General features: G+C 71.0%; 20 protein-coding genes. 8 read left to right on the top strand and 12 right to left on the bottom strand.

The window, feature by feature from the left end:
* Nucleotides 1–42: 42 nt before the first annotated feature.
* From JOC24_RS08635 to JOC24_RS08605, 7 genes are all read right to left on the bottom strand, one after another.
* A complete protein-coding gene (locus JOC24_RS08635) occupies nt 43–759 on the bottom strand; it encodes an ABC transporter ATP-binding protein (protein WP_205019539.1) in 717 nt (238 codons plus the stop codon).
* Nucleotides 756–1,622: an ABC transporter ATP-binding protein gene (locus tag JOC24_RS08630; protein ID WP_205020002.1), complete on the bottom strand. Its 867-nt coding sequence runs from the start codon at nt 1,620–1,622 to the stop codon at nt 756–758. The genes JOC24_RS08635 and JOC24_RS08630 overlap by 4 nt, the downstream gene beginning before the upstream one ends.
* 5 nt (nt 1,623–1,627) lie before the next feature.
* Entirely contained in the window at nt 1,628–3,364 is a 1,737-nt protein-coding gene (locus JOC24_RS08625; protein ID WP_205020001.1) for a branched-chain amino acid ABC transporter permease, read from the bottom strand.
* Between the two features lie 5 nt (nt 3,365–3,369).
* A complete protein-coding gene (locus tag JOC24_RS08620) occupies nt 3,370–4,302 on the bottom strand; it encodes a branched-chain amino acid ABC transporter permease (RefSeq protein ID WP_205019538.1) in 933 nt (310 codons plus the stop codon).
* Between the two features lie 99 nt (nt 4,303–4,401).
* Nucleotides 4,402–5,637: a branched-chain amino acid ABC transporter substrate-binding protein gene (locus JOC24_RS08615; RefSeq protein WP_205019537.1), complete on the bottom strand. Its 1,236-nt coding sequence runs from the start codon at nt 5,635–5,637 to the stop codon at nt 4,402–4,404.
* 596 nt (nt 5,638–6,233) lie between these two features.
* The gene (locus JOC24_RS08610; protein WP_205019536.1) at nt 6,234–6,704 is read right to left on the bottom strand and encodes a PaaI family thioesterase; all 471 of its coding nucleotides are present in this window, start codon (nt 6,702–6,704) and stop codon (nt 6,234–6,236) included.
* Nucleotides 6,705–6,833: 129 nt separating this feature from the next.
* The gene (locus tag JOC24_RS08605; RefSeq protein WP_205019535.1) at nt 6,834–9,104 is read right to left on the bottom strand and encodes an FdhF/YdeP family oxidoreductase; all 2,271 of its coding nucleotides are present in this window, start codon (nt 9,102–9,104) and stop codon (nt 6,834–6,836) included.
* 254 nt (nt 9,105–9,358) lie between these two features.
* Between JOC24_RS08605 and polA the strand changes: the two genes are divergently transcribed.
* The gene (polA, locus tag JOC24_RS08600; protein ID WP_205019534.1) at nt 9,359–12,070 is read left to right on the top strand and encodes a DNA polymerase I; all 2,712 of its coding nucleotides are present in this window, start codon (nt 9,359–9,361) and stop codon (nt 12,068–12,070) included.
* A 76-nt stretch (nt 12,071–12,146) separates the two neighbouring features.
* On the opposite strand, the gene JOC24_RS08595 is transcribed toward polA, so the two are convergent.
* A complete protein-coding gene (locus JOC24_RS08595) occupies nt 12,147–13,022 on the bottom strand; it encodes a DUF4184 family protein (protein ID WP_205019533.1) in 876 nt (291 codons plus the stop codon).
* Between the two features lie 185 nt (nt 13,023–13,207).
* Between JOC24_RS08595 and JOC24_RS08590 the strand changes: the two genes are divergently transcribed.
* Nucleotides 13,208–14,899: a lytic transglycosylase domain-containing protein gene (locus JOC24_RS08590; protein WP_205019532.1), complete on the top strand. Its 1,692-nt coding sequence runs from the start codon at nt 13,208–13,210 to the stop codon at nt 14,897–14,899.
* Nucleotides 14,900–15,137: 238 nt separating this feature from the next.
* Here JOC24_RS08590 and JOC24_RS08585 read toward each other — a convergent pair whose 3' ends face one another.
* The gene (locus tag JOC24_RS08585) at nt 15,138–15,791 is read right to left on the bottom strand and encodes a TetR/AcrR family transcriptional regulator (RefSeq protein WP_239580052.1); all 654 of its coding nucleotides are present in this window, start codon (nt 15,789–15,791) and stop codon (nt 15,138–15,140) included.
* A gap of 114 nt (nt 15,792–15,905) precedes the next feature.
* Between JOC24_RS08585 and JOC24_RS08580 the strand changes: the two genes are divergently transcribed.
* A complete protein-coding gene (locus JOC24_RS08580) occupies nt 15,906–16,601 on the top strand; it encodes a hypothetical protein (protein ID WP_205019530.1) in 696 nt (231 codons plus the stop codon).
* Nucleotides 16,602–16,664: 63 nt separating this feature from the next.
* On the opposite strand, the gene hrpB is transcribed toward JOC24_RS08580, so the two are convergent.
* Nucleotides 16,665–19,166 (bottom strand): ATP-dependent helicase HrpB, encoded by a 2,502-nt coding sequence (hrpB, locus tag JOC24_RS08575; protein ID WP_205019529.1) that lies wholly within the window; start codon nt 19,164–19,166, stop codon nt 16,665–16,667.
* A 44-nt stretch (nt 19,167–19,210) separates the two neighbouring features.
* The gene (locus JOC24_RS08570) at nt 19,211–20,035 is read right to left on the bottom strand and encodes a class I SAM-dependent methyltransferase (protein WP_205019528.1); all 825 of its coding nucleotides are present in this window, start codon (nt 20,033–20,035) and stop codon (nt 19,211–19,213) included.
* A gap of 397 nt (nt 20,036–20,432) precedes the next feature.
* Here JOC24_RS08570 and rpsA point away from each other — a divergent pair, with 397 nt between their 5' ends.
* From rpsA to JOC24_RS08550, 4 genes are all read left to right on the top strand, one after another.
* Complete coding sequence (rpsA, locus tag JOC24_RS08565) at nt 20,433–21,956, top strand: 30S ribosomal protein S1 (RefSeq protein ID WP_053929940.1); 1,524 nt, start codon at nt 20,433–20,435, stop codon at nt 21,954–21,956.
* A 351-nt stretch (nt 21,957–22,307) separates the two neighbouring features.
* On the top strand, nt 22,308–23,246 hold the full coding sequence (locus tag JOC24_RS08560) for a PAC2 family protein (protein ID WP_205019527.1): 939 nt from the start codon (nt 22,308–22,310) through the stop codon (nt 23,244–23,246).
* 217 nt (nt 23,247–23,463) lie between these two features.
* Nucleotides 23,464–24,066 (top strand): dephospho-CoA kinase, encoded by a 603-nt coding sequence (gene coaE / locus JOC24_RS08555; RefSeq protein ID WP_205019526.1) that lies wholly within the window; start codon nt 23,464–23,466, stop codon nt 24,064–24,066.
* 71 nt (nt 24,067–24,137) lie between these two features.
* Nucleotides 24,138–24,506, top strand: coding sequence for a tetratricopeptide repeat protein (locus JOC24_RS08550; RefSeq protein WP_205019525.1), 369 nt, complete (start codon nt 24,138–24,140; stop codon nt 24,504–24,506).
* A gap of 64 nt (nt 24,507–24,570) precedes the next feature.
* Here the strand turns inward: JOC24_RS08550 and JOC24_RS08545 are convergent, their stop codons facing one another.
* Complete coding sequence (locus JOC24_RS08545; RefSeq protein WP_205019524.1) at nt 24,571–24,843, bottom strand: DUF6343 family protein; 273 nt, start codon at nt 24,841–24,843, stop codon at nt 24,571–24,573.
* A gap of 97 nt (nt 24,844–24,940) precedes the next feature.
* On the opposite strand from JOC24_RS08545, the gene JOC24_RS08540 reads away from it, so the two are divergent.
* Complete coding sequence (locus JOC24_RS08540) at nt 24,941–25,645, top strand: class I SAM-dependent methyltransferase (RefSeq protein ID WP_205019523.1); 705 nt, start codon at nt 24,941–24,943, stop codon at nt 25,643–25,645.
* Nucleotides 25,646–25,647: the final 2 nt, after the last annotated feature.

The following is a 25,647-nucleotide window of genomic DNA, read 5'->3' as shown; positions in this document are numbered from 1 at the left end:
CCCGGGTGTCCGGGGGCGGGCTTCTCCGTTGTGCGTGGGTGCTCAGTCCTCGCCGAGGTAGGCCTTGCGGACCGACTCGTCGTGGAGGAGGTCGGCGCCCGTGCCGGAGAGGACGACCTTGCCGACCTCCATGACGTGGCCCTGGTCCGCGAGGGAGAGGGCCGCCTGGGCGTTCTGCTCGACGAGCAGGATCGTCGTGCCCGACGCCTTGAGCTCGACGATGGTCTCCATGATCTTCTGCATCATGATCGGGGAGAGGCCCATGGAGGGCTCGTCGAGCATGAGCAGCTTGGGCTGGGACATGAGCGCGCGTCCCATGGCGAGCATCTGCTGCTCGCCCCCGGAGAGGGTTCCGGCGGCCTGCTTGCGGCGTTCCCCGAGAATGGGGAAGAGGTCGTAGGCGCGCTGGATGTCCTTCTCGATGCCCGCCTTGTCGGTGCGGAGGAAGGCGCCGAGCTGGAGGTTCTCCGCGATGCTGAGGCGGGGGAAGATGTGGCGGCCTTCGGGGGAGTGGGCGAGGCCCAGTGCCACGATCTTGTGGGCGGGGATGCCCGCGAGGGGCTTCCCGTCGAAGAGGATCCGGCCGCCGGAGGGCTTGAGGAGGCCCGAGAGGGTGCGCAGGGTGGTGGTCTTGCCCGCACCGTTGGTGCCGATGAGGGTGACGACCTGGCCGGCCTCGACGGTGAAGGAGATTCCCTTGACGGCTTCGATCTTGCCGTAGGCGACCCTGAGGTCCTCGACCTCGAGCAGTGCGGTCACTGGCCTTCCCCTTCTGTGCTGGTGGCGCGCTCCGCCTTGTCCGCCTCGGCGGGGGTGTCGGCCTTCTCGGGGGTGTCGCCTTCGAAGGGTGTGCCGAGGTAGGCGGCGACGACGCGTTCGTCGCCCTGGACGACGGCGGGTGTGCCTTCGACGAGCTTCTCGCCCTGGACGAGGCAGGCGACGCGGTCGCAGAGGTTGAAGATGAAGCGCATGTCGTGCTCGATGACGAGTACGGCGATGCCCATGTCCCGGATGGCGAAGATGAGTTCTTCGGTGACGCGGGTTTCCTGCGGGTTCATGCCGGCGGTGGGCTCGTCCAGGAGGAGGAGGCCGGGGTCGCTGGCGAGGGCGCGCGCGATTTCCAGCTTGCGCTGGTCTCCGTAGGGGAGGTTGCGTGCGAGGTGGTCCGCCTTGTCCTGCAGGCCGATGAACTCGAGGAGTTCCATGGCGCGTGCGTGCGATGCGGCTTCGGCCCTCTTGAACCCGGGGCCGCGCAGGAGGGCGGACCAGAGGCCTTCCTTGGTCCTGGTGTGGCGTCCGACGAGGACGTTCTCCAGGACGGTCATGTTGGCGAAGAGCCGGATGTTCTGGAAGGTGCGGGCGATTCCTGCCTGGGTGACGAGGTGGGGCTTGGGGGGCAGGACTGTGCCCTTGTAGCGGACCTTGCCCTCGGTGGGGACGTAGAGGCCGGTGAGGCAGTTGAAGAAGGTGGTCTTGCCTGCGCCGTTGGGGCCGATGAGGCCGACGATCTCGCCTGCGTTGACCTTGAGGTCGACGTCGCGTACGGCGGTGAGGCCGCCGAAGCGCATGGTGACGCCGCCGGCGTCCAGGACGGGCGTGGTGGTCTCGGTGGTGGTCGTCATGTCGTTCACGCCCCCGCCTTCACGGTGCCGACGCCGGAATCGGGCAGTGTGCCTTCGGGCGTGTCGAGTTGGCCGGTCTCGTGGTACTCGAGCTGGGCCCGCCGGTTGGCGATGAGGCCTTCGGGGCGGAAACGCATCAGCAGGATGAGCGCGAGGCCGAAGCCGAGGAGCTGGTAGTCCTGGAGGAACTGCAGCTTCGCGGGGATCATGTACAGGAGGGTGGCGCCGATCAGGGGTCCGCTGATCGTTCCCATGCCGCCGAGGATGACGGCGGCGAGGAGGAATGCGGAGTTGGGCGGCACGGGGCCGGCGAAGACGTACATCTCCGGGACGACGGTGCTCTGTACGTGTGCCTGGACGGTGCCGGCGAGGCCGGCGAGGGTGGCGCCGAGGGCGAAGGCGATGAGCTTGACGCGGAAGCCGTTGATGCCCATGGCGGTGGCTGCGGTCTCGTCCTCGCGGATGGCGACCCAGGCGCGGCCGATGCGGGAGCTGCCCGCGCGGCTGAAGACGAGGACCACGAGGATCATCGCGAGCAGCATGAGCAGGTAGTAGTTGGCGTATCCGCCGAGTTCGATGCCCAGGACGGTGTGGGACTCGCCGAAGTCGTATCCGAAGAAGACGAGGTCGGGGATGTTGGGTACGCCGTTGGGGCCGTTGGTGACCTGGGGTCCGGAGACGCCGTCGAGGTTGCCGACGGTGATGCGGAAGATCTCGCCGAAGCCGAGGGTGACGATGGCGAGGTAGTCGCCGCGGAGGCGCAGTGTGGGCGCTCCGATGACGACGCCGAAGATGAGGGAGACGGCCGCTCCCGTGAGGACCGATGCCCAGAAGGGGAACTGGACGTCGAACGCGGATGCGGTGGTGCCGGAGACGAGCGCGGCGGTGTAGGCGCCGACGCCGAGGAAGGCGACGTATCCGAGGTCGAGGAGTCCGGCGAGGCCGACGACGATGTTCAGCCCGAGTGCGACGGTCGCGAAGATGAGGATGTTGACCGCGATGAGGGTGTACTGGTCGGTGGTCTGGGTGAAGGGGAACGCGGCTGCGGCGACGAACGCGGCTGCCACGGCGATGGAGCGGTACTTGGTGGTGAGCACCGAGAGTCGGGCCATGATGCCCGATTTGAACAGGGCGCCCACGGCGAAGCCCGCGGTGATCATGTAGCCGGTGAAGAGTTCGGCGTACTCGGTGTCGATGCCGTAGGTGACGACGAAGAGGCCGGTTCCGAAGGCGAGGACGATGATGAGGATCTCGGCCCAGGAGGGGAGTTCCTTGGGGCGGGATGCCTTGCGGGTGTCGTCGGGGAGGAGGAAGGCGACGAGCGGGATGGCGGAGGCGACCGCTGCGACGAAGCCGCCGGGTTCGAGGTTGACGACGCCGCCGAGTTCGACGGCGATGGCGATGACGGTGAACCAGGTGGTGGCGAAGGCGCCGAGTGCGAGGAACTGGAGGGCTTTGGTGGTGCCGGTGGGGGCGAGCCAGCGGAAGCCCCGGATGTCGAGTGCGGCGAGTGCGTACAGGAGTACGAGGGCGCCCGCGACGAGGGTGAGGACCTGCAGGCCGCCGGGGTAGCCGTAGACGGTGAGGTCGCCGGGGAACTGGTCGGTGTAGGTCCAGGACAGGAAGGTGGCGGCGATCGTCGCGATACCGCCGAGGGCAGTGAGGCGGCGCAGGCCGGTGGTCCGGGAGCCGGTGTCGGCCTGCGCGGTGACGGTGGCGGTCTTGGTGGTGTCGGTTGTCATGGCTCTCACGCCCGATCCGCGACGCGCTCACCGAGCAGGCCTTGTGGCCTGACGAGGAGGACGACGATGAGAAGTACGAATGCCCAGACGTTGGCCCAGGCGCCGCCGCCGAGCTGCTGCATTCCGGGGATTTCCTCGATGTAGGCGATGGAGAGGGCTTCGGCGAGGCCGAGGACGACTCCGCCGACCATGGCGCCGTAGATGTTGCCGATGCCGCCGAGTACGGCGGCGGTGAAGGCCTTGAGCCCGAGGATGAAGCCCATTTCGAAGTTGATCTGGCCCTTGTCGAGTCCGTAGGCGACGGAGGCGACGGCGGCGAACGCGGCTCCGATGGCGAAGGCCATCACGATGATCCGGTCGGTGTTGATGCCCATGAGCTTCGCCGTGTCGGGGTCCTGTGCGGTGGCCTGCATGGCGCGGCCGCTGCGGCTCTTTGCGACGAAGAGGCCGAGAGCGAGCATGCACAGGGGGGCGAGCACGAGGATGAAGGCGTCGGCGCGCTGGAGGTACAGGTTGTCGAAGATCTTGAACGACTCGCCCTGGAACTCGGGGAAGCTGCGCGGCTTCTTCGCCTCGGGGTAGAAGCCCCAGACAAGCTGCTGGAGGACGATCGAGAGGCCGATCGCGGTGATGAGGGGTGCCAGCCGTGGCGCGCCGCGCAGGGGGCGGTAGGCGAAGCGTTCCGCGGCTGTGGCTACGGCGACGGAGGCGATTGCGCCACCGACGATCATGAGGGGTATGACCACCATGAGCGAGGTTCCGCTGGGGAGCGCCAGGTAGGTGGTGAGGGCGCCGAAGCCCCCGATCATGAAGATCTCGCCGTGGGCGAAATTGATGAGCTGGACGATGCCGTACACCATGGTGTACCCGATGGCTATGAGGCCATAGAGCGCGCCGAGTGCGAGACCGTTGGCCAGCTGTTGCGGCAGTTCGTTCACCGCAGTGCCTCCGATGAGCTTGTCGGATATGACACCGCGCGAGGGCGCTGTTTGCGCCCTCGCGCGGTCAGGAGCGTGTGCTGGGGTGGTGCGGGGTGATCAGTCCTCGAACGTGGCGCTCTTGACGTCCTTCCAGGCGCCCTTCTGGACCTCGTAGACGGTGAGCTGCTTGTTGGTGGTGTCACCGAACTCGTCGAAGGAGACCTTGCCGGTCACGCCGTCGAAGGAGACCTTGGCCATGGCCTCGGTGACCTTGGCGCGGGCGTCCTCGGGGAGCTTGCCGTCGTTGTCGGCGACGACGGCCTTGACCGCCTGGATGATGGCCCAGCCGGCGTCGTAGGAGTAGCCGCCGTATGCGGCGTACGGGTCCTTGTACTTCTCGGCCTCGTAGTCGGCGATGAACTGCTTGGCGGTCGGGAGGGCCTGGACGGGGTAGCCGATGGAGGTGGCGTAGTCGCCGTCGTTGGCTTCGCCGGATGCGCTGATGAACGCGGGGTCGTAGATGCCGTCGCCGCCCATGGTGGGGATCTTGGCGCCGGTCTTCTTGATCTGGTCGGAGAGGAGGCCGCCCTCGGGGTACTGGCCGCCGTAGTAGACGGAGTCGGCGCCCGAGCTCTTCACCTTGTCGGCGGTGCTGGAGAAGTCGGTCTCCTTGACGGTGACGTGGTCGGTGCCGACGACCTTGCCGCCGAGGCGGGCGAACTCCTTGGAGAAGATGGAGGCGAGGCCGGCGCCGTAGGTCTGCTTGTCGTCGACGACGTAGACCTTCTTCTTCTTGGCGTCGTTGAAGAGGTACTGGGCGGCGAACTTGCCCTGGACGATGTCGGTGGCGCAGGTGCGGAAGTAGGTCTTGAAGACCCGCTGGCCCTTGCCCTTGGCCCAGTCGTCGCCCTGGCTGAGGGCGGGGTTGGTGTTGGCAGGGGAGACCTGCGCGAGGTCGGCCTTCTCGAAGACGCCCTGCATGGACTGGGCGACGCCGGAGTTGAGGGGTCCGACGGCTCCGAGGACTTCCTTGGTGCCGACGAGCTTGGTGGCGTTGGCCTGTCCAGAGGCGGGGACGGCCTGGTCGTCGAGGGCTTCGATCTTGAACTCGATGCCGGGGACCTCGTTGTTCTTGTTCGCGGTCTTGGCCGCGAGGTCCACGGAGTTCTTGATGCCCTGGCCGAGCGCGGAGAGGGATCCGGTCAGCGGGGCGTCGACACCGATGACGACGGTGGTCTTGCCGCCGCTGTCGCTGCTGCCCTTGCTGTTGTCGTCGCGCGATCCGCAGGCGGTGAGGGTGAGTGCACCGGTGGTGAGCACTGTGGTGAGGATGATCAAAGAACGGTGTCGCACGAAAGGTCCTTTCCCTGGCGCGGCCTCCTCTGCATGAGGTGCCGTGACTACGCCGGGCTGTACTGGTCGATACAGGGCCGTGCAGCAGACACGCCCGGCGGCGCGGTGACTGGCCGTGACTCTATGGGCAGGTGAGGGGGTGCGGGATGGGTGCGCTGATGATGTGACTGTCTTGTTATGCCGTGGGGAAGGCTTCTTGGCCGCAGTGTGGAGATGTACGGCCTTTGCCCGGGTGGCGGAATGACCGCATGGTGAGAACCCGCAGCTCTGCTAAGGGGCTTGGGGCGATCTTGGTGCTGTCGCGCGAATCGGGGCGCAAGGGGCATGAGGGGGTCGGCCGGGTGTGCGGGGGGCCGGGGTGCGCGCCGTTTTTCGTGTATTGCACACATGTTACGCAGTGTTACATCCGTGGGGTGTGTGCGGATGTGTCGCAGGGGTGGTGTGGCTGCTGAAGTGGTTCATGTGACGGGGGTCGGCGGTCAGGGGTGTTGACCCTGCGTGTCCGCCAAGTCCGGCCGGAAGCCGTGGACATGGGTCTGCCCGGCCGGGACGCGGTGCGCGTTCCGGCCGGGCAGTGGGGTGTCGGGGCGGGGTGGTCAGCCGGCGTCGGGGCGGGGTGCGTCGCGGAGCAGGCAGGTGAGGCGGGCGGTGCAGACCCGCTTGTCGTGCTCGTCGGTGATGACGATCTCGTACGTGGCGGTGGAGCGGCCGCGGTGGACGGGGGTGGCGACTCCGGTGACGAGGCCGTTGCGGACGCCTCGGTGGTGGGTGCAGTTCAGGTCGACGCCGACGGCGATCTTGGTGGCGCCGCCGTGGAGCATGGTGCCGACGGAGCCGAGGGTCTCGGCGAGGACGGCGGAGGCGCCGCCGTGGAGCAGTCCGTAGGGCTGGGTGTTGCCTTCGACGGGCATGGTGCCCACGACGCGTTCGGCGGAGGCTTCGACGATCGTGACGCCCATGCGCTCGCCGAGGTGTCCGGCGGAGAAGAGTGCGGGGAGGTCTACGCCGAGTGCCGCGTACTCGTCGATGATCTCCTGGGGGAACGTGGGTGCGGTGTGCTCGCCCATGGGGTCCGGCTCCGATCGTGTGCGGTGGTTCGTTGCTGTGTGCACTGTTCTTATCAGACGACTGAGCGTGCGCTTAGTGTCCGTGGTCCGGATCCTGCCGGGCCCTCCGGGCCCGGCACGCGCGGGTGTTCAGGCCGTTTCGAACCGGATGACGACCGACTTGCTGGCCGGGGTGTTGCTGGTGTCCGCGGTGGAGTCGAGGGGGACGAGGACGTTGGTCTCCGGGTAGTACGCGGCGGCGCAGCCCCGTGCGGTGGGGTAGTGGACGACGCGGAAGCCGGGGGCGCGGCGTTCGACGCCGTCCTTCCATTCGCTGACGAGGTCGGTGTAGGCGCCGTCGGCGAGGCCGAGGGCGTGGGCGTCCTCGGGGTTGACCATGACGATGCGGCGGCCGCCCTTGATGCCGCGGTAGCGGTCGTCGAGGCCGTAGATCGTGGTGTTGTACTGGTCGTGGGAGCGCAGGGTCTGCAGCAGCAGCCGGCCTTCGGGGAGCGCGGGGTATTCGACGGGTGCGGCGGTGAAGTTGGCCTTGCCGGTGGTGGTGGGGAAGCGGCGTTCGTCGCGGGGGGCGTGGGGGAGGGAGAAGCCGCCGGGCCGTGCGACGCGGGTGTTGAAGTCCTCGAAGCCGGGGACGACGCGGGAGATGCGGTCGCGGATCGTGCCGTAGTCCTTCTCGAAGTCCTCCCAGGGTGTGGTGGAGGCGGGTCCGAGGACGGTGCGGGCCAGGCGGGCGACGATCGCGGGTTCGGAGAGCAGGTGGGGGCTCGCGGGGGTGAGGTTGCCGCGCGAGGAGTGGACCAGGCCCATGGAGTCCTCGACGGTGACGAACTGCTTTCCGCCGGCCTGGACGTCCTTGTCGGTGCGGCCGAGGGTCGGGAGGATCAGGGCGCGGGTGCCGGTGACGGCGTGCGAGCGGTTGAGTTTCGTCGAGACGTGGACGGTGAGCCGGGCGCGGCGCATCGCGGCCTCGGTGACGGCGGTGTCGGGGGTGGCGCCGACGAAGTTGCCGCCCATGGCGAAGAAGACCTTGGCGTCGCCGTCGCGCAGTGCCTGGATGGACCGCACGACGTCGTATCCGTGGTGGCGTGGTGAGGTGATGCCGAATTCCTGGTCGAGGGCGTCGAGGAAGGCGGTGGAGGGTCGTTCGAAGATGCCCATGGTGCGGTCGCCCTGGACGTTGGAGTGGCCGCGGACGGGGCAGACACCGGCGCCGGGCCTGCCGATGTTGCCGCGCAGCAGAAGGAAGTTGACCACTTCGCGGATGGTCGGCACGGAGTGCTTGTGCTGGGTGAGGCCCATGGCCCAGCAGACGATGGTGCGCCTGGACGCGAGGATCATGGCGAGCGCCTGTTCGATGGCGTCGCGTTCGAGGCCGGTGGCGGTGAGGGTCTCGTCCCAGTCGGCCGCGCGGGCCGCGTCGGCGAATTCCTCGTAGCCATGGGTGTGCTCGGCGACGAAGCCGGTGTCGACGGCTCCGTCGGCCTCGATGATCATCTTGTTCAGGAGGCGGAAGAGCGCCTGGTCGCCGCCGATACGGATCTGGAGGAAGAGGTCGGTGAGGGCGGCGCCCTTGAGCATGCCGCGGGCCGTCTGGGGGTTCTTGAACCGCTCCAGGCCGGCCTCGGGCAGCGGGTTCACCGAGATGATCTTCGCGCCGGCGGTCTTGGCCTGTTCGAGGGCCGAGAGCATCCGGGGGTGGTTGGTGCCTGGGTTCTGTCCGGCGACGATGATCAGGTCGGCCTGGTGGAGGTCCTCGAGGCTGACGCTGCCCTTGCCGATCCCGATGGTCTCGGTGAGGGCCGAGCCGGACGACTCGTGGCACATGTTGGAGCAGTCGGGCAGGTTGTTCGTGCCGAACTCGCGGGCGAAGAGCTGGAGGAGGAACGCCGCCTCGTTGCTGGTGCGGCCGGAGGTGTAGAAGAGCGCCTCGTCGGGGGAGGAGAGCGCGGTCAGTTCCTCGGCGATGATCTCGAAGGCGCGTTCCCAGGTCACGGCCTCGTACCGGTCGGCGCCCTCGGGCAGGTACACGGGCTGCGTGATGCGTCCCTGCTGGCCGAGCCAGTAGCCGCTGCGGGTGCCGAGGTCGGCGACGGGGTGGGCGGCGAAGAAGTCGGGGGTGACGCGTCGCAGGGTCGCTTCCTCGGCGACGGCCTTGGCGCCGTTCTCGCAGAATTCGGCGGTGTGCCGTTCCTCGCCCTCGGGCCAGGCGCAGCCGGGGCAGTCGAAGCCGTCCTTCTGGTTGACCTTGAGGAGGGTCTGCGCGGTGCGCCGTACGCCCATCTGCCGCTGGGCGACGCGCAGGGTGTGGGCGACGGCGGGCAGCCCGGCGGCGGAATGCTGGACCGGGTCGATCTGCGGCGCGTCCTGGACCGGGTCTCCGGTCGGGGGCTTGGTGGCCATGGTGCTCCCCTTCGAGCCTTCGGGCGCCTCCGACGGGTGCGGGCGCGCGTGGCGTCGTCACGTGTCGGGGCGTCCTGTCGCGTCTTCTTCACGCCTTCACAGTCCTTCGATCCTGTCATGCACACCTGCCGGTGTGCTGCGGGGGAAGCGAGGAGGCCGGGGAGCGGTCCGGCGCGCGTGATGCCGGGGCCCGACGTCGGGGGCCGTGGGGCGGCCGGTCCGGATTGTCAGTGGTCCGTGGCAGGATCGGGGGCGTGGCTGAGACGGCATCGAAGAACACGGCAGACAACCGACCGCGCCTGCTCCTCATGGACGGGCACTCCCTGGCGTACCGGGCGTTCTTCGCCCTGCCCGCGGAGAACTTCACGACGGCGACGGGGCAGCCGACGAATGCCGTGTACGGCTTCATGTCGATGCTGGCGAACACGCTGCGCGACGAGGCGCCCACGCACTTCGCGGTCGCGTTCGACGTGTCCCGCAAGACGTGGCGTGCGCAGGAGTTCCCGGAGTACAAGGCGAACCGCTCCAAGACCCCCGACGAGTTCAAGGGGCAGGTCGAGCTGATCGGCGAGCTCCTGGACGCGATGCGCGCGGACCGGTTCGCGGTGGACGGCTTCGAGGCGGACGACGTGATCGCGACGCTGGCCACGCAGGCCGAGGCGGCGGGCTTCGAGGTGCTGATCGTCACGGGTGACCGGGATTCCTTCCAGCTGATCACGGACAACGTGACGGTGCTCTATCCGACGAAGGGCGTCTCGGAGCTCACGCGCTTCACCCCGGAGAAGGTCCAGGAGAAGTACGGGCTCACGCCGGGCCAGTATCCGGACTTCGCGGCGCTGCGCGGTGATCCGTCGGACAACCTCCCGGGCATCCCCGGTGTGGGTGAGAAGACGGCGGCGAAGTGGATCAACCAGTTCGGTTCGTTCGCGGAGCTCGTCGAGCGGGCCGACGAGGTGAAGGGCAAGGCCGGCCAGAATTTCCGGGACCACCTGGACGCGGTGAAGATGAACCGTGTGCTGACCGAGATGGTCCGTGACGTGGAGCTGCCGAAGGTCCCGGCCGAGTTGGAGCGTGCTCCGTACGACCGTGCGGCGGTCACCGGTGTGCTGGACGTCCTGGAGATCCGCAACCCGAGCCTGCGCGAGCGGCTGCTCGCAGTGGACCCGGGCGCCGAGGAGGCCGGCCCGCCGGAGCCCCTGGCCGGCATCGAGCTGGACGGCGCGGTGCTGGGGTCGGGCGAGGTCGCTCCGTGGCTGGAGGCGCACGGCGCGCAGCCGCTCGGTGTGATGACCGTCGACACCTGGTCGCTGGGCAGTGGCACGGTCACGGAGATCGCGCTCGCCGCGGCCGACGGGGCGGCCGCCTGGCTGGACCCGGCAGATCTCGACGAGGCCGACGAGCAGGCGCTCGCCGCCTGGCTCGCGGACCCGGAGCGGCCCAAGGTCCTGCACAACGCCAAGAACGCCCTGCGGGTCTTCCCCGAGCAGGGCTGGCGGCTGGACGGCATCACCATGGACACCGCGCTCGCCGCCTACCTGGTCAAGCCCGGCCGCCGCTCCTTCGCCCTGGACGCCCTGGCCGTGGAGTACCTGGGCCGTGAGCTGGCCCCGGCCCCCGCGTCCGACGGGCAGCTGGCGTTCGGCGCGGAGGACCGTGCGGAGGCCGACGCGCTGATGGCGCAGGCCCGCGCGGTGCTGGACCTCGGGGACGCGTTCACGACGCGCCTGAAGGAGGTCGGTGCCACGGGGCTGCTGCACGACATGGAGCTGCCCACCTCGATCATGCTGGCCCGTCTGGAGCGGCACGGCATCGCCGCTGACCGGGCACATCTGGAGGGCATGGAGCAGCAGTTCGCCGGTGCGGTGCAGCAGGCGGTGAAGGAGGCGCACGCCGCGGTGGGCCGTGAGTTCAACCTCGGCTCGCCCAAGCAGCTCCAGGAAGTCCTCTTCGGTGAGCTGGCGCTGCCGAAGACGAAGAAGACGAAGACGGGGTACACGACCGACGCGGACGCGCTGGCCTGGCTGGCCGCGCAGACCGAGCACGAGCTGCCGGTCATCATGCTGCGCCACCGGGAGCAGGCGAAGCTGCGGGTCACGGTCGAGGGGCTGATCAAGACGATCGGTGCGGACGGCCGTATCCACACCACGTTCAACCAGACGGTCGCGGCGACCGGCCGGCTCTCCTCGACCGAGCCCAACCTGCAGAACATCCCCGTCCGTACGGACGAGGGCCGGGCGATCCGCCGGGGCTTCGTCGTCGGTGAGGGCTTCGAGACGCTGATGACGGCCGACTACAGCCAGATCGAGCTGCGGGTGATGGCCCACCTCTCCGAGGACGCCGGTCTGATCGAGGCGTTCGCCTCGGGCGAGGACCTGCACACGACGGTCGCCTCGCAGGTGTTCGGTGTCGAGAAGTCCGCGGTCGACGCGGAGATGCGCCGCAAGATCAAGGCGATGTCCTACGGGCTGGCCTACGGGCTCTCCGCGTTCGGTCTCTCCCAGCAGCTGAACATCGAGGCCGGCGAGGCGCGAGGGCTGATGGACACCTACTTCCTGCGTTTCGGCGGGGTGCGCGACTACCTGCACCGGGTCGTGGAGGAGGCAAGGGCCACCGGGTACACGGAGACGATCCTCGGCCGCCGCCGCTACCTCCCGGACCTGAACAGCGACAACCGCCAGCGCCGCGAGGCCGCCGAGCGGATGGCGCTCAACGCTCCGATCCAGGGGACGGCCGCGGACATCGTGAAGGTCGCGATGCTTCAGGTGGACCGGGCGCTGACGGAGGCGAAGCTGACGTCACGGATGCTGCTCCAGGTCCATGACGAAATCGTCCTGGAGATCGCGCGGGGTGAGCGTGAGCAGGTCGAGGAGATCCTGCGCCGGGAGATGTCCACGGCGGTCGAGCTCCGTGCACCGCTGGACGTGTCCGTCGGCGTCGGTACGGACTGGGAGACGGCCGCGCACTAGCGGAGAAGCAGGTCCTGAAGGGGCGGGACCGCCGGAGGGCAGGGAGGGGGACCCGGCGCCCGGCGGTCCGGCCCGTTCAGCCGACGTCCCTGCCCGCGGGGCGGGGCTGTGCGGTGTCCGCGGGCGGCACGTCCGGCGGCCGGGGCGCGGACGGCCTGCGCAGCAGCCGCATCCACGCCCCGTACAGCACCAGTCCGGCCGTCAGGCCCGCCCCGGCGCCGAAGCACGCGGTCGGGATGATGTCGAGAGGCGTGTCGAGGCGCCCGAAGTGGGCGTACCAGCGGGCACACCGGTGGGCGGTGCCCAGCAGGACGCACAGGGCGAGGAACACGACGGCCCAGGCGCGTTCGGTCCGGCCCAGCACCGGCACGGACCTCGGAGCGGGGACCGGGCCGGTGCGCCGCAGACCGGTGTACGTGAACCACGCGAGGAGCACCAGGGCCACCGCCGAACTGCCGTACTGGACGATCTGGAACACCGGGTGGCCGCCGACGCTCCCGTTCAGGGCGGGGACCAACTCCGTACCCCACCGGTCGTGATGGGTGAAGGCGTCCCACGCGACGTGGGTTCCCGAGCCGATGACGGCGGACACGGCGAACCACACCGCATGGGGGAGGACCGGGTCGCCGGGCTCCCGGCGCCGCCCGCGCACGAAGGCGTGCACGCGCCCCCGCGCCGCCCCGGGCAGCAACGCGACGAGCGGTTCGCGCAGCATCAGCCACAGTGCCACCAGGGCGCCGGTGACGAGGACATCCACGGTGAACACCCCCCACACGGCGTGGGTCACCTCGCCGAACTCCATGGCCCCCGGCACGACCGTGTCCGCGTAGTAGGTCATGTCCGGAGCGAACGACCCGGCGACGAGCGCGGACGCCACGAGAGGCCCACGGCCCCTGCCGGACCTGCTGATTCCCGGCAGCACCGCTGCGGCATGGCTGAGTGTGAACGGCATGTGGCAAGTATGGGTGAGTGCGCGTCACCCACCCGCGAACGCCCGGTCACTTGAGGGCCGGGAAGCTGAGAAATCGGTAAGAACCGGTCGCGGACCAGTGTTCGGGCGCCGGGAGTTGTCGTAGGGTCGCCTGAGTTCTCGCGCGGGGAGCGCGGACAGCCGTCGACGGGGAGGGACCGACACCCATGGCAGCGCAATTCGGCCGCAGGCTGCGCAGGGGGGCCACCACCACGGCGGTGGCCGCCGCCGCCGTGGCGGCCCTCTCCGCCTCCCAGGCCCCCGCGGCACCGCAGTCCGACAGCGCCGCGGATGCCCGGGCGGCGGCCGGTGGGACACCGCCCGGCGACAGTGCGGCCACCGGCAACTCGCCCTACTACACCGACCTTCCGCCGCTCAGCACGCCCGGCGGGCCCGGTACGTCAGTGGATCTTCCGGCGACCGGCAGCAGCGAGGCGGGCATACCCGCCTCGGTGCTGGCCGCGTACAAGAAGGCCCAGCAGGAGATAGCGGGAACTGACGCCGCGTGCCGTCTGCCGTGGCAACTGCTCGCCGCGATCGGCAAGGTCGAGTCCGGCCAGGCCCGCGGCGGCAAGGTCGACGCGGACGGCACCACGTTCTCCCCGATCCTCGGCCCGGCGCTCAACGGCCAGGGCTTCGCGCTCATCAAGGACACCGACGGCGGTGCGTACGACGGGGACTCGACCCACGACCGTGCGGTCGGCCCGATGCAGTTCATCCCGTCCACCTGGGCCACCTGGGGCCAGGACGGCAACGGCGACGGACGCAAGGACCCCAACAACATCTACGACGCGGCGCTGGCCGCCGGACGCTACCTCTGCGCCGGCACCCGCGACCTGTCGCTCGCCGCGGACCTCGACCAGGCGGTGCTGAGCTACAACCGCTCGACGGAGTACCTGCGCACGGTGCGCTCCTGGTTCGACTTCTACCAGCGCGGCACTCACGAGGTCCCCGACGGCACGGGCGTCCTCCCGGCGGACACCGGTACGTCCTCCCCGTCCCCCTCGCCCCGCACCCCGGGCGGCGGCACGACGCCGAGCCCCGAGCCCACGCCGCCGAAGACCGGTGGCGGTACGACGCCCGGCCCCGACCCCACGCCCCCGCCCACGACGAAGCCGCCGACCACCCCGCCGACGAAGCCGCCGACCACTCCGCCGACCACCCCGCCCCAGTCCTTCGGCAGCCTCGAGAACGCGGGCACCGGCTCCCTGACTGCCACGGCCGGAGAGGCGTTCACCGAGCGCGTCAAGGTCCGGGCGATGAACACGCTCGGTGCCCCGCTCGCCAAGGCCTCGGTCAAGTTCACGCTCGTCGGCGACACGGACGCCCGCTTCGTCGGCGGGAGGAGCACCGTGACGCTCACCACCGGAGCCGACGGCACCGTCACCGCTCCCGTCCTGACAGCCGGTGAGGAGCCGGGCACCTTCAAGGTGACGGCCGTCGCCGGCACGGCCAGGCCCCGCACCCTCACCTTCTCCGCGACCGTCGAGGCACGGGTGGCGGACACCATCACCCGGACGGGCGGCACAGCCCTCACGGCCGCCCCCGGCGGGGCGTTCGCCGGCCGGGTCGAGGTCAGGACGACGTACAAGGGCACGGGCGTGGCGGACACCGCGGTCACCGCCACGATGATCACCGACGCGGAGACGCCCGTCGAGAACGACAAGGGGCCGTATTTCAAGGACGCCGACGGCGAGCCCGTCCGCACCCTGGACCTGAAGGCGGGCGCCGACGGGCTCCTGAAGCTTCCCGAGATCTTCGCCGACGACGCCGAGGGCACGTACGAGCTGCGGCTCACCACCGCGAGCGGCGCCACGCTGACCGTCGAGCTGAAGGTCGAGGCGGCCCCCGCGGCCTGACCCGTAGGGGACCGGGGGGCCGGCCGCCGGGCCGGCACCCCGGGGCCGGAGCGGGACCCGGGTCCCGCAGCTGTTGCCGGGGCGCCCGGGCCCGGACTCCTCGTACGCCCCGGAGGCCCCTCGGCGGGCGCTGCTTCCCACGCCGCGCCGGGCTGCGAGACGCCCGTGCCGACACCCGCCGGCACCTTTCCGCAGCTCGGGCACGCACCAGGCCGTGTTCCTGAGGCCGTTCGGTGACTCAGGCGGGCGCGCCGCCACCGCGGCGGTCGGGAGCGAGGAGATAGGCGATCGCCATGTCGCCCAGTTCGTCCGCGTACCGACGCCGGGCGGTCTCGCCCTCGGCGGGGTCGGGCCGCAGGGAGTTGTGGAAGCAGGCGCCGAGGATCGCGCGCGCCACGGTGTCAAGCGCAGCCGCCGGGTCGGAGCGCCGGATCTGCCGGACGTGGGGGGCCGCCGCTTCCAGCAGGAGGCGGTGGATCTCGGTGATGGTGCGGGCCCCGCGGTCCAGAGCGCCGGCTCCCCGGGCGCGCAGCAGTTCGGGGAAGAGGTCGCTGTTGTCCGCGAACGACCGCAGGAGTGCGTGGGCATAGGCGTCGACGACGCCGGAGAGCGAGGGCTCGGCCCCGCGCAGCTGTTCGGCCACGTACTCCTCACGCCGTTCCAGCATCCGCTCCGTCAGGGCGGTGACCAACTGCTCCTTGCCCTCGAAGCGGCGGTAGATCGAGCCGACGGCGACACCGGCGCGTTCCGCGACACCGGTCATCGTCATCTCCGCCAGGCCGTCCGACGTGGCGATCTCCTCGGCCGCCCGCAGGACGCGAGCCAGCGTCGCGGCGCTGCGCGCCTGCCGGGGTTCCCGGTAGTGCGCCCGGCCGTTCGGCTCATCCGTCATGTCCCGCATGGTATCGGCGGCACCGCGGCCGAGGTCTTGACGAGTGGCGCACCCCTCCGGGTAAGGTCAAAATGCGAATGTGAATTCACGTTCGCGTTCTAGGGAGGTTCGGGAATGACCCACGACCAGTCGCCGTCCGTAGCCGTCACGCTCGTCTCGGGACCCGCAGGTCCCGGGAGCATCGCCGACTTCGAGCTGTTCTACGCCCGCCGCGCCCTGGACCGCTTCAGGGCGCGGCTGGGGCGCCGGGGCCTGCTCGACCTCCTGGCCGAGGACATCGAGGAGGGCAACGCCTTCCTGCGGGAGAGCGCCCGCACCTCCGACGGCGGATTCCGGGGAGGTACGACGGTCCTGACCACGCGGGGCCTCTCGGCGGGCGAGTTCCTCGCCTGGATGGAGAAGGCCTTCGCGGCCGACGAGAGCGCGCTCCTCGCGGCGCACCCCGAGCACTACGTGATGACTCCGGAGGCCGACGGATCGTTCAACGTGGTCGAGAACATCGGCCCCCACGTCTGCTCCTTCTACATGGGGGGCTGGGGGACGGACGCGATGGCCTGGGCCGAGGACGCGGACGAACTGCTCCCGGAGTCCGGATTTCCGCACAAGATGTCCTCGAACCTGTTCCTGGCCGACGGAACGGTCGTCGGGCGGGCGCTGACCCAGTTCGGCGACACCGCCGACGGCTTCACCGCGAACCTGACGGTCTACGTGCCCACCTCGTGCCCGGAGGACGTCCTGGAGCACCACCTCCGGCATTACGCCGTCGAGTTCAGGAACTGGATCACCGCCGCCTCGGCGGCGCGCACCTGAGGGGTTTGCGGGCCGTGCGTACCGGGGTGAGGTCCACGGCCGGCCGTCGGGCCGCGCCGGGGCCTACTCCCGGCGCAGCCGCGCCGTGGTGAAGCGGGTCGCCTCCGTCGTCGTCGGGTCCTCGGGCCACGGATGCTTCGGATAGCGGCCCCGCAACTCCGCCCGCACGCTCCTGTAACCCTCCCGCCAGAACGACGCCAGGTCCGCCGTCACGGCGGCCGGCCTGCCCGCCGGCGACAGCATGTGGACCAGGAGCGGCACCCCGGCGACCCGGGGCGTCTCGCTGAGTCCGAAGAGCTCCTGGAGCTTCACCGCGAGTACGGGCTGCTCACCGGCGTAGTCCAGACGGATCCTCGAGCCGCTCGGCACCTCGATCCGCTCCGGAGCGAGCTCGTCCAGCCGGGCCGCGTCGCCCGTCGACCACGGCAGAAGCCTGCGCAGCGCCTGCCCGGCGTCGATCCGTGCGAGGTCGGCGCGGCGCCCGGCCCGTGAGAGCTCCGGCTCCAGCCACTCGTCGGCGCGCGCGAGCAGGGCCTCGTCGGACACGTCGGGCCAGGGCGCGCCGAGCGCCCGGTGCAGGAACGCGAGCCGCAGCCGCAGTTGCCCGCCCTCCCTGGTCCACCGCAGAAGTCCCGGCCCCTCGCCGCGCAGTCCCTCCAGGAGCGCCGTGCGCACCAGCTCGGGGGCCGGCCGCCGCAGGGTGCGCACGGACAGCTCGACCGCCCCGAGGCGCTCCACGGACCGCGCCACGACATCGCCGTCGGCCCAGCGGACCTCCTCGCCGGAGAAGCTCAGGTGTCCCGCGGCCAGCCGCGCGGTGTCCTCGTCGATCACGGCCGCAAGCCGCACCCGCGCGGAGGCGGCGTGGGCGGGCCGGTCGGCGACGGCGACGGCCAGCCACGGCGCGCTGCCCAGCCTTGAGCCGGTCCCCAGCTCCGCGCCCGTGCCCGACGCCATGAGGAAGGCCCCCTCGCCGCGGGCCCGGGCCACGCGCTCCGGGAACGCCAGCGCCGCCACCAGGCCCACCGCGGAGTCGTCCGTACCGGCGTCCCGGCCCTCCTTGCCGCCCAGCGACTGCGAGAGCCGCCGTACCTCCTGCCGCCAGCGCGCCGCGTAGGCGTCCCCGCCGCGCCGTGCCGTGCGCAGCGCGTGCGCCAGGTCATCGCCGTACTCGCGCGGAGGCTCCTCGCTCAGCAGCGCCACGACCTCCGACGCCCGGCGTCCGCCCACCTCCTGTGCGCCGTCCAGCAGGGCGCGCGCCAGTCGGGGGTGCAGGCCGAGCCGGGACATCCGTACGCCCCGGTCCGTGGCCCGGCCCGAGGCGTCCACCGCGCCGACTGCGCCCAGCACCTCGCGGGCCGCGCCCATGGCCCCGGCGGGCGGGGGGTCGAGGAGCGCGAGTCCGGAGGCGCCCGGATCGCCCCAGCACGCGGCCTGGAGTGCGAACGCCGCGAGATCGGCCACCTTGATCTCGGGGGAGGGATAGGCGGCCAGCCGGCCGTCCTCGGCCCGGTCCCAGCAGCGGTACACCGCGCCGGGGGCCTCACGACCCGCGCGGCCCGCCCGCTGGCGTCCGGCCGCCCGCGACGCCCGTACGGTCGTCAGCGCGCTCAGGCCCCGCGCGTGGTCGGTGCGCGGCTCCCTGGCCAGCCCGGAGTCCACGACCACCCGCACGCCCGGCACCGTGAGGGAGGACTCCGCGACGGACGTCGCCAGCACCACCCTGCGCCGCTGCGAGGACCCGGCCAGCACCGCGTCCTGCACGGCCGCGGGCGCCCGACCGTGCACCTGGAGCACCTCCGCGTCCACGCCGGCGAGCTGCCCGGCCACCCGGCCGATCTCCCCGACCCCGGGCAGGAAGCACAGCACGTCGCCCGCCCGCTCGGCGAGGGCCCGGCGCACCACGGCGGCCACGTGCGTCAGCAGCGCCGGATCGACCCTCATCCCGTGCGGCGGGCGGACGGACCCCGCCGGCGGCGCCCACACCACCTCCACCGGATGGGCCACGCCCTGCGCCTCGACGACCGGTGCGTCGCCCAGCAGCCTTGCCCAGCCCTGCGCGTCCGTCGTCGCCGACGCCGCGACCAGACGCAGCTCCGGCCTGATGGTCTCCCGTACGTCGAGGAGGAACGCGGCCGCCGTGTCCGCGTCCAGATGGCGCTCGTGGCACTCGTCGATGATCACCACGTCGGTCCGGCCCAGTTCCTGGTCGCGCTGCAGCCGCTGGAGGAGCACCCCCGTGGTCACGACCTCCACCACCGTGCCGGGTCCCACCACCCGCTCCCCGCGCACCGTGAACCCGACCCGGCCGCCGGTCTGCTCGCCGAGCAGCCACGCCATCCGCCGCGCCGCCGCCCTGGCTGCGATCCGGCGGGGCTCGGCCACGAGCACCCGGCGTGCGGGGCCGCCGCCGGTCAGCCCCGCGAGCACCAAGGGCACGAGGGTCGTCTTGCCGGTCCCGGGCGGCGCGCAGAGCACCGCGGCGCCCCGCTCGTCGAGCGCCCGTTCCAGGGCGGGCACAGCTGTGCGTACGGGCAACTGGTCCAGTGCGTCGGTACGGATCACGCCCCCAGTCTCGTACGCCGCCGCCGAGGGGAGCGGCCGGTGCCTCAGGCGGCCCGACGGTCCCGCTCGCATACGAAGATCGCGGTCCCCGGGATCAGGTGGCCGCGCAGCGGGGACCAGCCGCCCCACTCCTGGCTGTTCCACGCCGGCCACTCGGGTTCCACGAGGTCGACCAGCCGGAAGCCGCCCGCCACCACGTCCCGCACCCGGTCGCCCAGCGTCCGGTGGTGCTCCACGTACACGGCGTCGCCCCGCTCGTCCTGCTCGACGTACGGCACGCGGTCGAAGTAGGAGGCGGAGACGGAGAGGCCCTCGGGGCCCGGCTCGTCGGGGAACGCCCAGCGGATCGGGTGCGTGACCGAGAACACCCAGCGGCCCCCCGGCCGCAGCACCCGGTGCACCTCGCGGAACACCTGGACGGGGTCGGCGACGAAGGGCACCGCGCCGTAGGCGGAGCAGGCCAGGTCGAAGGAGCCGTCCCGGAAGGGGAGCCGCCCCGCGTCCGCCTCCACGAGGGGTACGCCGCCTCCGATGCGCAGGGCGTGCTGGAGCTGGCGGTGGGAGAGGTCCAGCGCCACCGGGCGGGCGCCCCGGGCGGCGAGCCAGCGTGAGCACTGGGCGGCGCCGGCCCCGACCTCCAGGACGTCCAGGCCCTTCAGGCCCTCCGCCGGACCCAGCAGGGCGGCCTCCGCCTCGTCCATCCCCTCCGGGCCCCAGACGAAGCGGTCGTCCCCGAGGAACCCCCCGTGGTCGCTCTGGTACTCGTCGGCGTTGCGGTCCCACCAGCCGCGGCTCGCCCGGCTGCTCTCCGCCTCACCGGCTTCCCGCCGGGTCGCTTCGGGTTCGGGGTCGTGGATCTCTTGGCTCATCGTGCCCGTCGTTGTAGTTTTCCTTCACCCGCCCGCGCGGGTGCCTTCCCGGGCCGCACGGACGAGCGCGGGTGTCACGCGCGCGACACACCGATGTCGCCGATGTGGCCTCGGTGAACGTGAGTTGTGCCGGGATTGGGGTGTTGTGCCCCGGGTGTGCGCCTTCGCGCATTGACCCTGTCCGGCTGCCCCCGTATGCTACAAGTTGCGCTGCGAGCCTGCGCGCCTCAGACCTAGCAGGCCGCGCTCGCGTCTGTTGCATGTCCCCTCGGTTGTCGAGGCACTCTCCGGTTGCCGGATAGGTGCTTTCCAGGCTGTCCGGCTTCTGCAGAGGCGATACGGGCTTTCGGCGTAGCAGTACCTACGACTCACTGTCCGTACCGGAGCCCTTTCCCACATGACGAGCAGCACCGAGACCACCGCCACCACTCCGCAGGTTGCGGTCAACGACATCGGCGACGCGGACGCGTTCCTCGCGGCGATCGACGAGACGATCAAGTACTTCAACGACGGCGACATCGTTGACGGTGTCATCGTCAAGGTTGACCGCGACGAGGTCCTCCTCGACATCGGTTACAAGACCGAAGGTGTCATCCCGAGCCGCGAGCTCTCGATCAAGCACGACGTCGACCCGAACGAGGTCGTCAAGGTCGGCGACGAGATCGAGGCCCTGGTTCTCCAGAAGGAGGACAAGGAAGGCCGCCTGATCCTCTCGAAGAAGCGCGCTCAGTACGAGCGTGCCTGGGGCACCATCGAGAAGATCAAGGAAGAAGACGGCATCGTCACCGGTACCGTCATCGAGGTCGTCAAGGGTGGTCTCATCCTCGACATCGGCCTCCGTGGCTTCCTCCCGGCGTCGCTCGTCGAGATGCGTCGCGTCCGCGACCTCCAGCCCTACGTGGGCAAGGAGCTCGAGGCCAAGATCATCGAGCTGGACAAGAACCGCAACAACGTGGTCCTGTCCCGCCGTGCCTGGCTCGAGCAGACGCAGTCCGAGGTGCGCCAGACGTTCCTCACGACCCTCCAGAAGGGTCAGGTCCGCTCCGGCGTCGTCTCCTCGATCGTCAACTTCGGTGCCTTCGTGGACCTGGGTGGCGTCGACGGTCTCGTGCACGTCTCCGAGCTCTCCTGGAAGCACATCGACCACCCCTCCGAGGTCGTCGAGGTCGGTCAGGAAGTCACCGTCGAGGTCCTCGACGTCGACATGGACCGCGAGCGCGTCTCGCTGTCGCTCAAGGCGACGCAGGAAGACCCGTGGCAGCAGTTCGCCCGCACGCACCAGATCGGGCAGGTCGTTCCCGGTAAGGTCACGAAGCTCGTTCCGTTCGGTGCGTTCGTGCGCGTCGACGAGGGCATCGAGGGTCTGGTCCACATCTCCGAGCTGGCCGAGCGCCACGTGGAGATCCCGGAGCAGGTCGTCCAGGTCAACGACGAGATCTTCGTCAAGGTCATCGACATCGACCTCGAGCGCCGTCGCATCAGCCTCTCGCTGAAGCAGGCCAACGAGGCCTTCGGCGGCGACCCGGCCTCGGTCGAGTTCGACCCGACGCTGTACGGCATGGCCGCGTCGTACGACGACCAGGGCAACTACATCTACCCCGAGGGCTTCGACCCCGAGACCAACGACTGGCTCGAGGGCTTCGAGTCGCAGCGTGAGGTCTGGGAGACGCAGTACGCCGAGGCGCAGCAGCGCTTCGAGCAGCACCAGGCCCAGGTCATCAAGTCCCGCGAGGCCGACGAGGCTGCCGCTGCCGAGGGCGCTGCCGCCCCGGCCGGCGCTGCCCCGGCTGCCTCCGGCGGCAGCGGTGGCGGTGGCGGCGGCGGCTCGTACTCCTCGGAGTCCGCGGACAACTCCGGCGCCCTGGCGTCGGACGAGGCCCTGGCCGCCCTGCGCGAGAAGCTGGCCGGCGGCCAGAGCTGACGCTCTGACCCCAGCCGCTCATCGGCTGCAGTAGCTGTGGAGCTGTAGGTGAGGCCCGTCCCCCTTCGCGGGGGGCGGGCCTCACTCATGCCCGGACCGAAGAAGCGTGCGGCCTACGGCGGCAGCCCGTACACGAACGCCGAACCACTCAACAGCGCAGCCGGGCATGAGCACTTCGCAGGTGACCACCTTGGGCCATGCCGGCCGCCGGGCAGCACGCGGCGTTCGCCTCCGCCCGGAGGGCGGAGGCCGCAGCACGGCCGTGTCCTCGCGCGACGGCGGGGGAGCGGGCGGGAATGCCGCAGCCGGGCGGGGTGTTCTTGTCCAGGAACACGAGGAGGAGCGGTAACCGTGCCTGATCCGCAGAGTTTGTACGAATGGGAGCCCAAGGGCCTGGCCGTCGTCGACATGGCGCTCGCCCAGGAGTCGGCCGGCCTGGTCATGCTCTACCACTTCGACGGGTACATCGACGCGGGCGAGACCGGTGAGCAGATCATCGACGGCCTGCTCGAGACGCTGCCCCACCAGACCGTGGTCCGCTTCGACCACGACCGGCTCGTCGACTACCGGGCGCGCCGCCCGCTGCTGACCTTCAAGCGTGACCGGTGGTCGGGGTTCGAATCGCCCACCCTGGAGGTGAAGGTCGTCCAGGACGCCACCGGGGCCCCCTTCCTGCTCCTCTCCGGTCCGGAGCCCGACGTCGAGTGGGAGAGGTTCGCCGCCGCCGTGGAGCAGGTCGTGGAGCGGCTCGGTGTCCGCCTCGCCGTCAGCTTCCACGGCATCCCCATGGGCGTCCCGCACACCCGCCCCGTCGGCCTCACGCCGCACGGCAACCGCACCGACCTGATGCCCGGACACCGCAGCCCCTTCGACGAGGCGCAGGTGCCCGGTTCGGCCGAGGCACTCGTGGAGTACCGGCTCATGGAGGCGGGTCACGACGTCCTCGGTGTCGCCGCCCATGTGCCGCACTACGTCGCCAGGTCGGCCTACCCGGACGCCGCGCTCACCGCCCTGGAGGCGATCACAGCGGCGACCGGACTGGTCCTGCCGAGCGTCGCGCACACGCTGCGCACGGAGGCGCACCGCACCCAGACCGAGATCGACCGGCAGGTCGGCCAGGGTGACGAGGAGCTCGTCTCGCTCGTCGAGGGGCTGGAGCACCAGTACGACGCCCTCGCGGGTTCCGAGACCCGGGGGAACCTGGTCGCCGAGTCGGTCGATCTGCCCTCGGCGGACGAGATCGGCCTCGAGTTCGAGCGCTTCCTCGCGGAGCGGGAGGGCGATTCCTGAAGGGGCGGGGGCCGGGCAGCCCGGGGCGGCCCCGTCCCAGGCGGACCTGGGCGCGGAGCCGGGCGCGGTGGGCCGCACGGTGCGGGGTACTCGCCCGCCGGGCCTGCCGGGTCCTTCCGGCCGCTCGGCGGGGGCGCGTGGCCCCCGTCATGCACCCACAGGGGATCGCCGTGCGCCCGCGGGAGATCACCGGTCTGCCGTTCGTTAGGCTCGGCCCATGCTGAAAGTGGGCCTGACCGGCGGGATCGGCGCCGGCAAGAGCGAAGTGTCACGGCTGCTCGCACGCTACGGAGCCGTACTGATCGACGCGGACCGGATCGCCCGCGAGGTGGTCGAACCCGGCACTCCCGGGCTCACTGCCGTCGTCGAGATGTTCGGCCCCAGGATCCTCACCCCCGACGGCTCCCTCGACCGTCCCGCGCTCGGCTCGATCGTCTTCGCCGACCCCGCGCGCCTGGCTGCGCTCAACGCCATCGTCCACCCGCTCGTCGGGGCGCGTTCGGCCGAGCTGGAGCGGGCCGCCGGGCCGGGCGCGGTGGTCGTCCACGACGTCCCGCTCCTTACGGAGAACGGCCTCGCCCCGCTGTACGACCTGGTCGTGGTCATCGACGCGAAGCCCGCGACCCAGCTCGACCGCCTCGTACGCCTGCGCCGCATGACGGAGTCCGATGCCCGCGCCCGGATGGCGGCGCAGGCCTCGCGCGAGGAGCGGCTGGCCGTCGCCGATCTCGTCATCGACAACGACGGTCCGCTGGAGGACCTGGAGCCCCAGGTCCGCGAGGTCTGGTCGGAGCTCACCGCACGGGCCGCCGCCGGCTGACCCCGCGACCGCCGGAATACGGGCGCCCGGACCGATGTTCAGGAGCGGAGAGCGAGGGGAAGGATAGGGCCGTGCCAGAGAGCAACCCGGAAACGCATGTCATCGACTTCCGCGCGGCGGAGCAACTGCTCGCAGCACGGGATCCACGGGGTGCGGTCAAGCTGCTCGACTCGGTGATCGCAGCGCACCCGGAGAACACGGCGGCCCGGCTGCTGCGGGCCCGGGCCTTCTTCGCCGCCGCCCAACTGCGTCCGGCCGAGCTCGAGTTCGAGCTGGTCCTGGAGCGCGAGCCGGACAACGCCTTCGCGCACTTCGCGCTGGCCCGCACCTTCCAGCGCGCCGGCAGGCCCGAGCAGGCCACCCGCCACTTCCGGCTGGCCGCCGCCCTCGACCCGAAGCCGGAGTACCTGCAGGCCGCCCGCTTCGACGACCGCCCCTGACGGACGAGAGCCCCCAGCGCCTCTCGTCCGGACCGCGCTGAGCCCGGGGGCCGGGCGAAGGGCCCTAGCGGCGCCGCCGCCCGCCCCGGTCGGGTTCGTACGGAGGGACGTCGCGGCCCGGCTGATAGTGCGGGCCCTGCCGCATGTGGTGGACGACGACGCAGAGGTCCGTGATCGTGACGACCAGCAGCACCCCGCAGGCGGTCGCCCAGCCGACGCGTCCGGTCGCCGCGAAGGCCACCAGGCCGAGCACGGCCCAGAGCATGCCCCAGACGCTCAGCCAGAGTCGCATCCGCAGGGGACTGCGTGCGGTGGACGGTTCACTTCCGGTACGCATCACCATCACCATCGCCTCCCCTCCAGCATGACCCCAGGCCGAGCCGGACGGAAACCAAGGGGGGAACGCCGTCCCGCGCCCGGACGTTGTGGCGGGTATGAGCGGACAACTGGTACGTGAGGGACACACGGGCACGGGGCCCGGCTCGATCACACCGGACGGCTGCGCGGTCGAGCTGTACGCCCGACTGTCCGTCGGCGATGAACCGGACGTGATCGCCTCGGCGCTGCCTTCGGGCGCGAGCGTGCTCGAACTGGGCTGCGGGGCGGGCCGGGTGACGCATCCCCTGGTCGAGCGGGGCTTCACCGTGACCGCGGTGGACGAGTCGCCGCAGATGCTGGAGCGCGTCCGCGGGGCCCGCGCGGTCCTGAGCCCCATCGAGGGCCTGGACCTCGGCGAGGAGCGGTTCGACGCGGTCGTGCTGGGGTCGTTCCTGGTGCACACGAGCGACCACCGGGTCAGGGAGGGGCTGCTGCGGACCTGCGTCAGGCACGTGAAGGAAGACGGAGTCGTGCTGATCCAGCGGGAGGGCGCCGACTACCACTCCGATGTGCCCCGGGAGAGGGAGGACCCGGCCGCGGGCTGCGTCATACGCATCCTCTCGGCGGACCCCGTCGGTGACGGCGTCGACGAGGTGCGCGCGGAGTACGTCTTCGAGGACGCCCGGTGGACCCAGACCTTCCGGTCGCGGGAGCTGTCCGCGGAGCGGTTCGAGGCGTATCTGGCGGAGGCGGGACTCGTGGCCGACCGCTCTCTCACCCCGGACGGGGTCTGGGTGCTGGCCCGCCCCGACCGGTCCTGAGG

Origin of the sequence: Streptomyces sp. HB132 (genome assembly GCF_016909575.1) — a bacterium.
In the GTDB taxonomy this organism is placed as follows: domain Bacteria; phylum Actinomycetota; class Actinomycetes; order Streptomycetales; family Streptomycetaceae; genus Streptomyces.
Note: the sequence above shows the minus strand (reverse complement) of the source record. Positions and strands in the feature narration are given on the sequence as shown.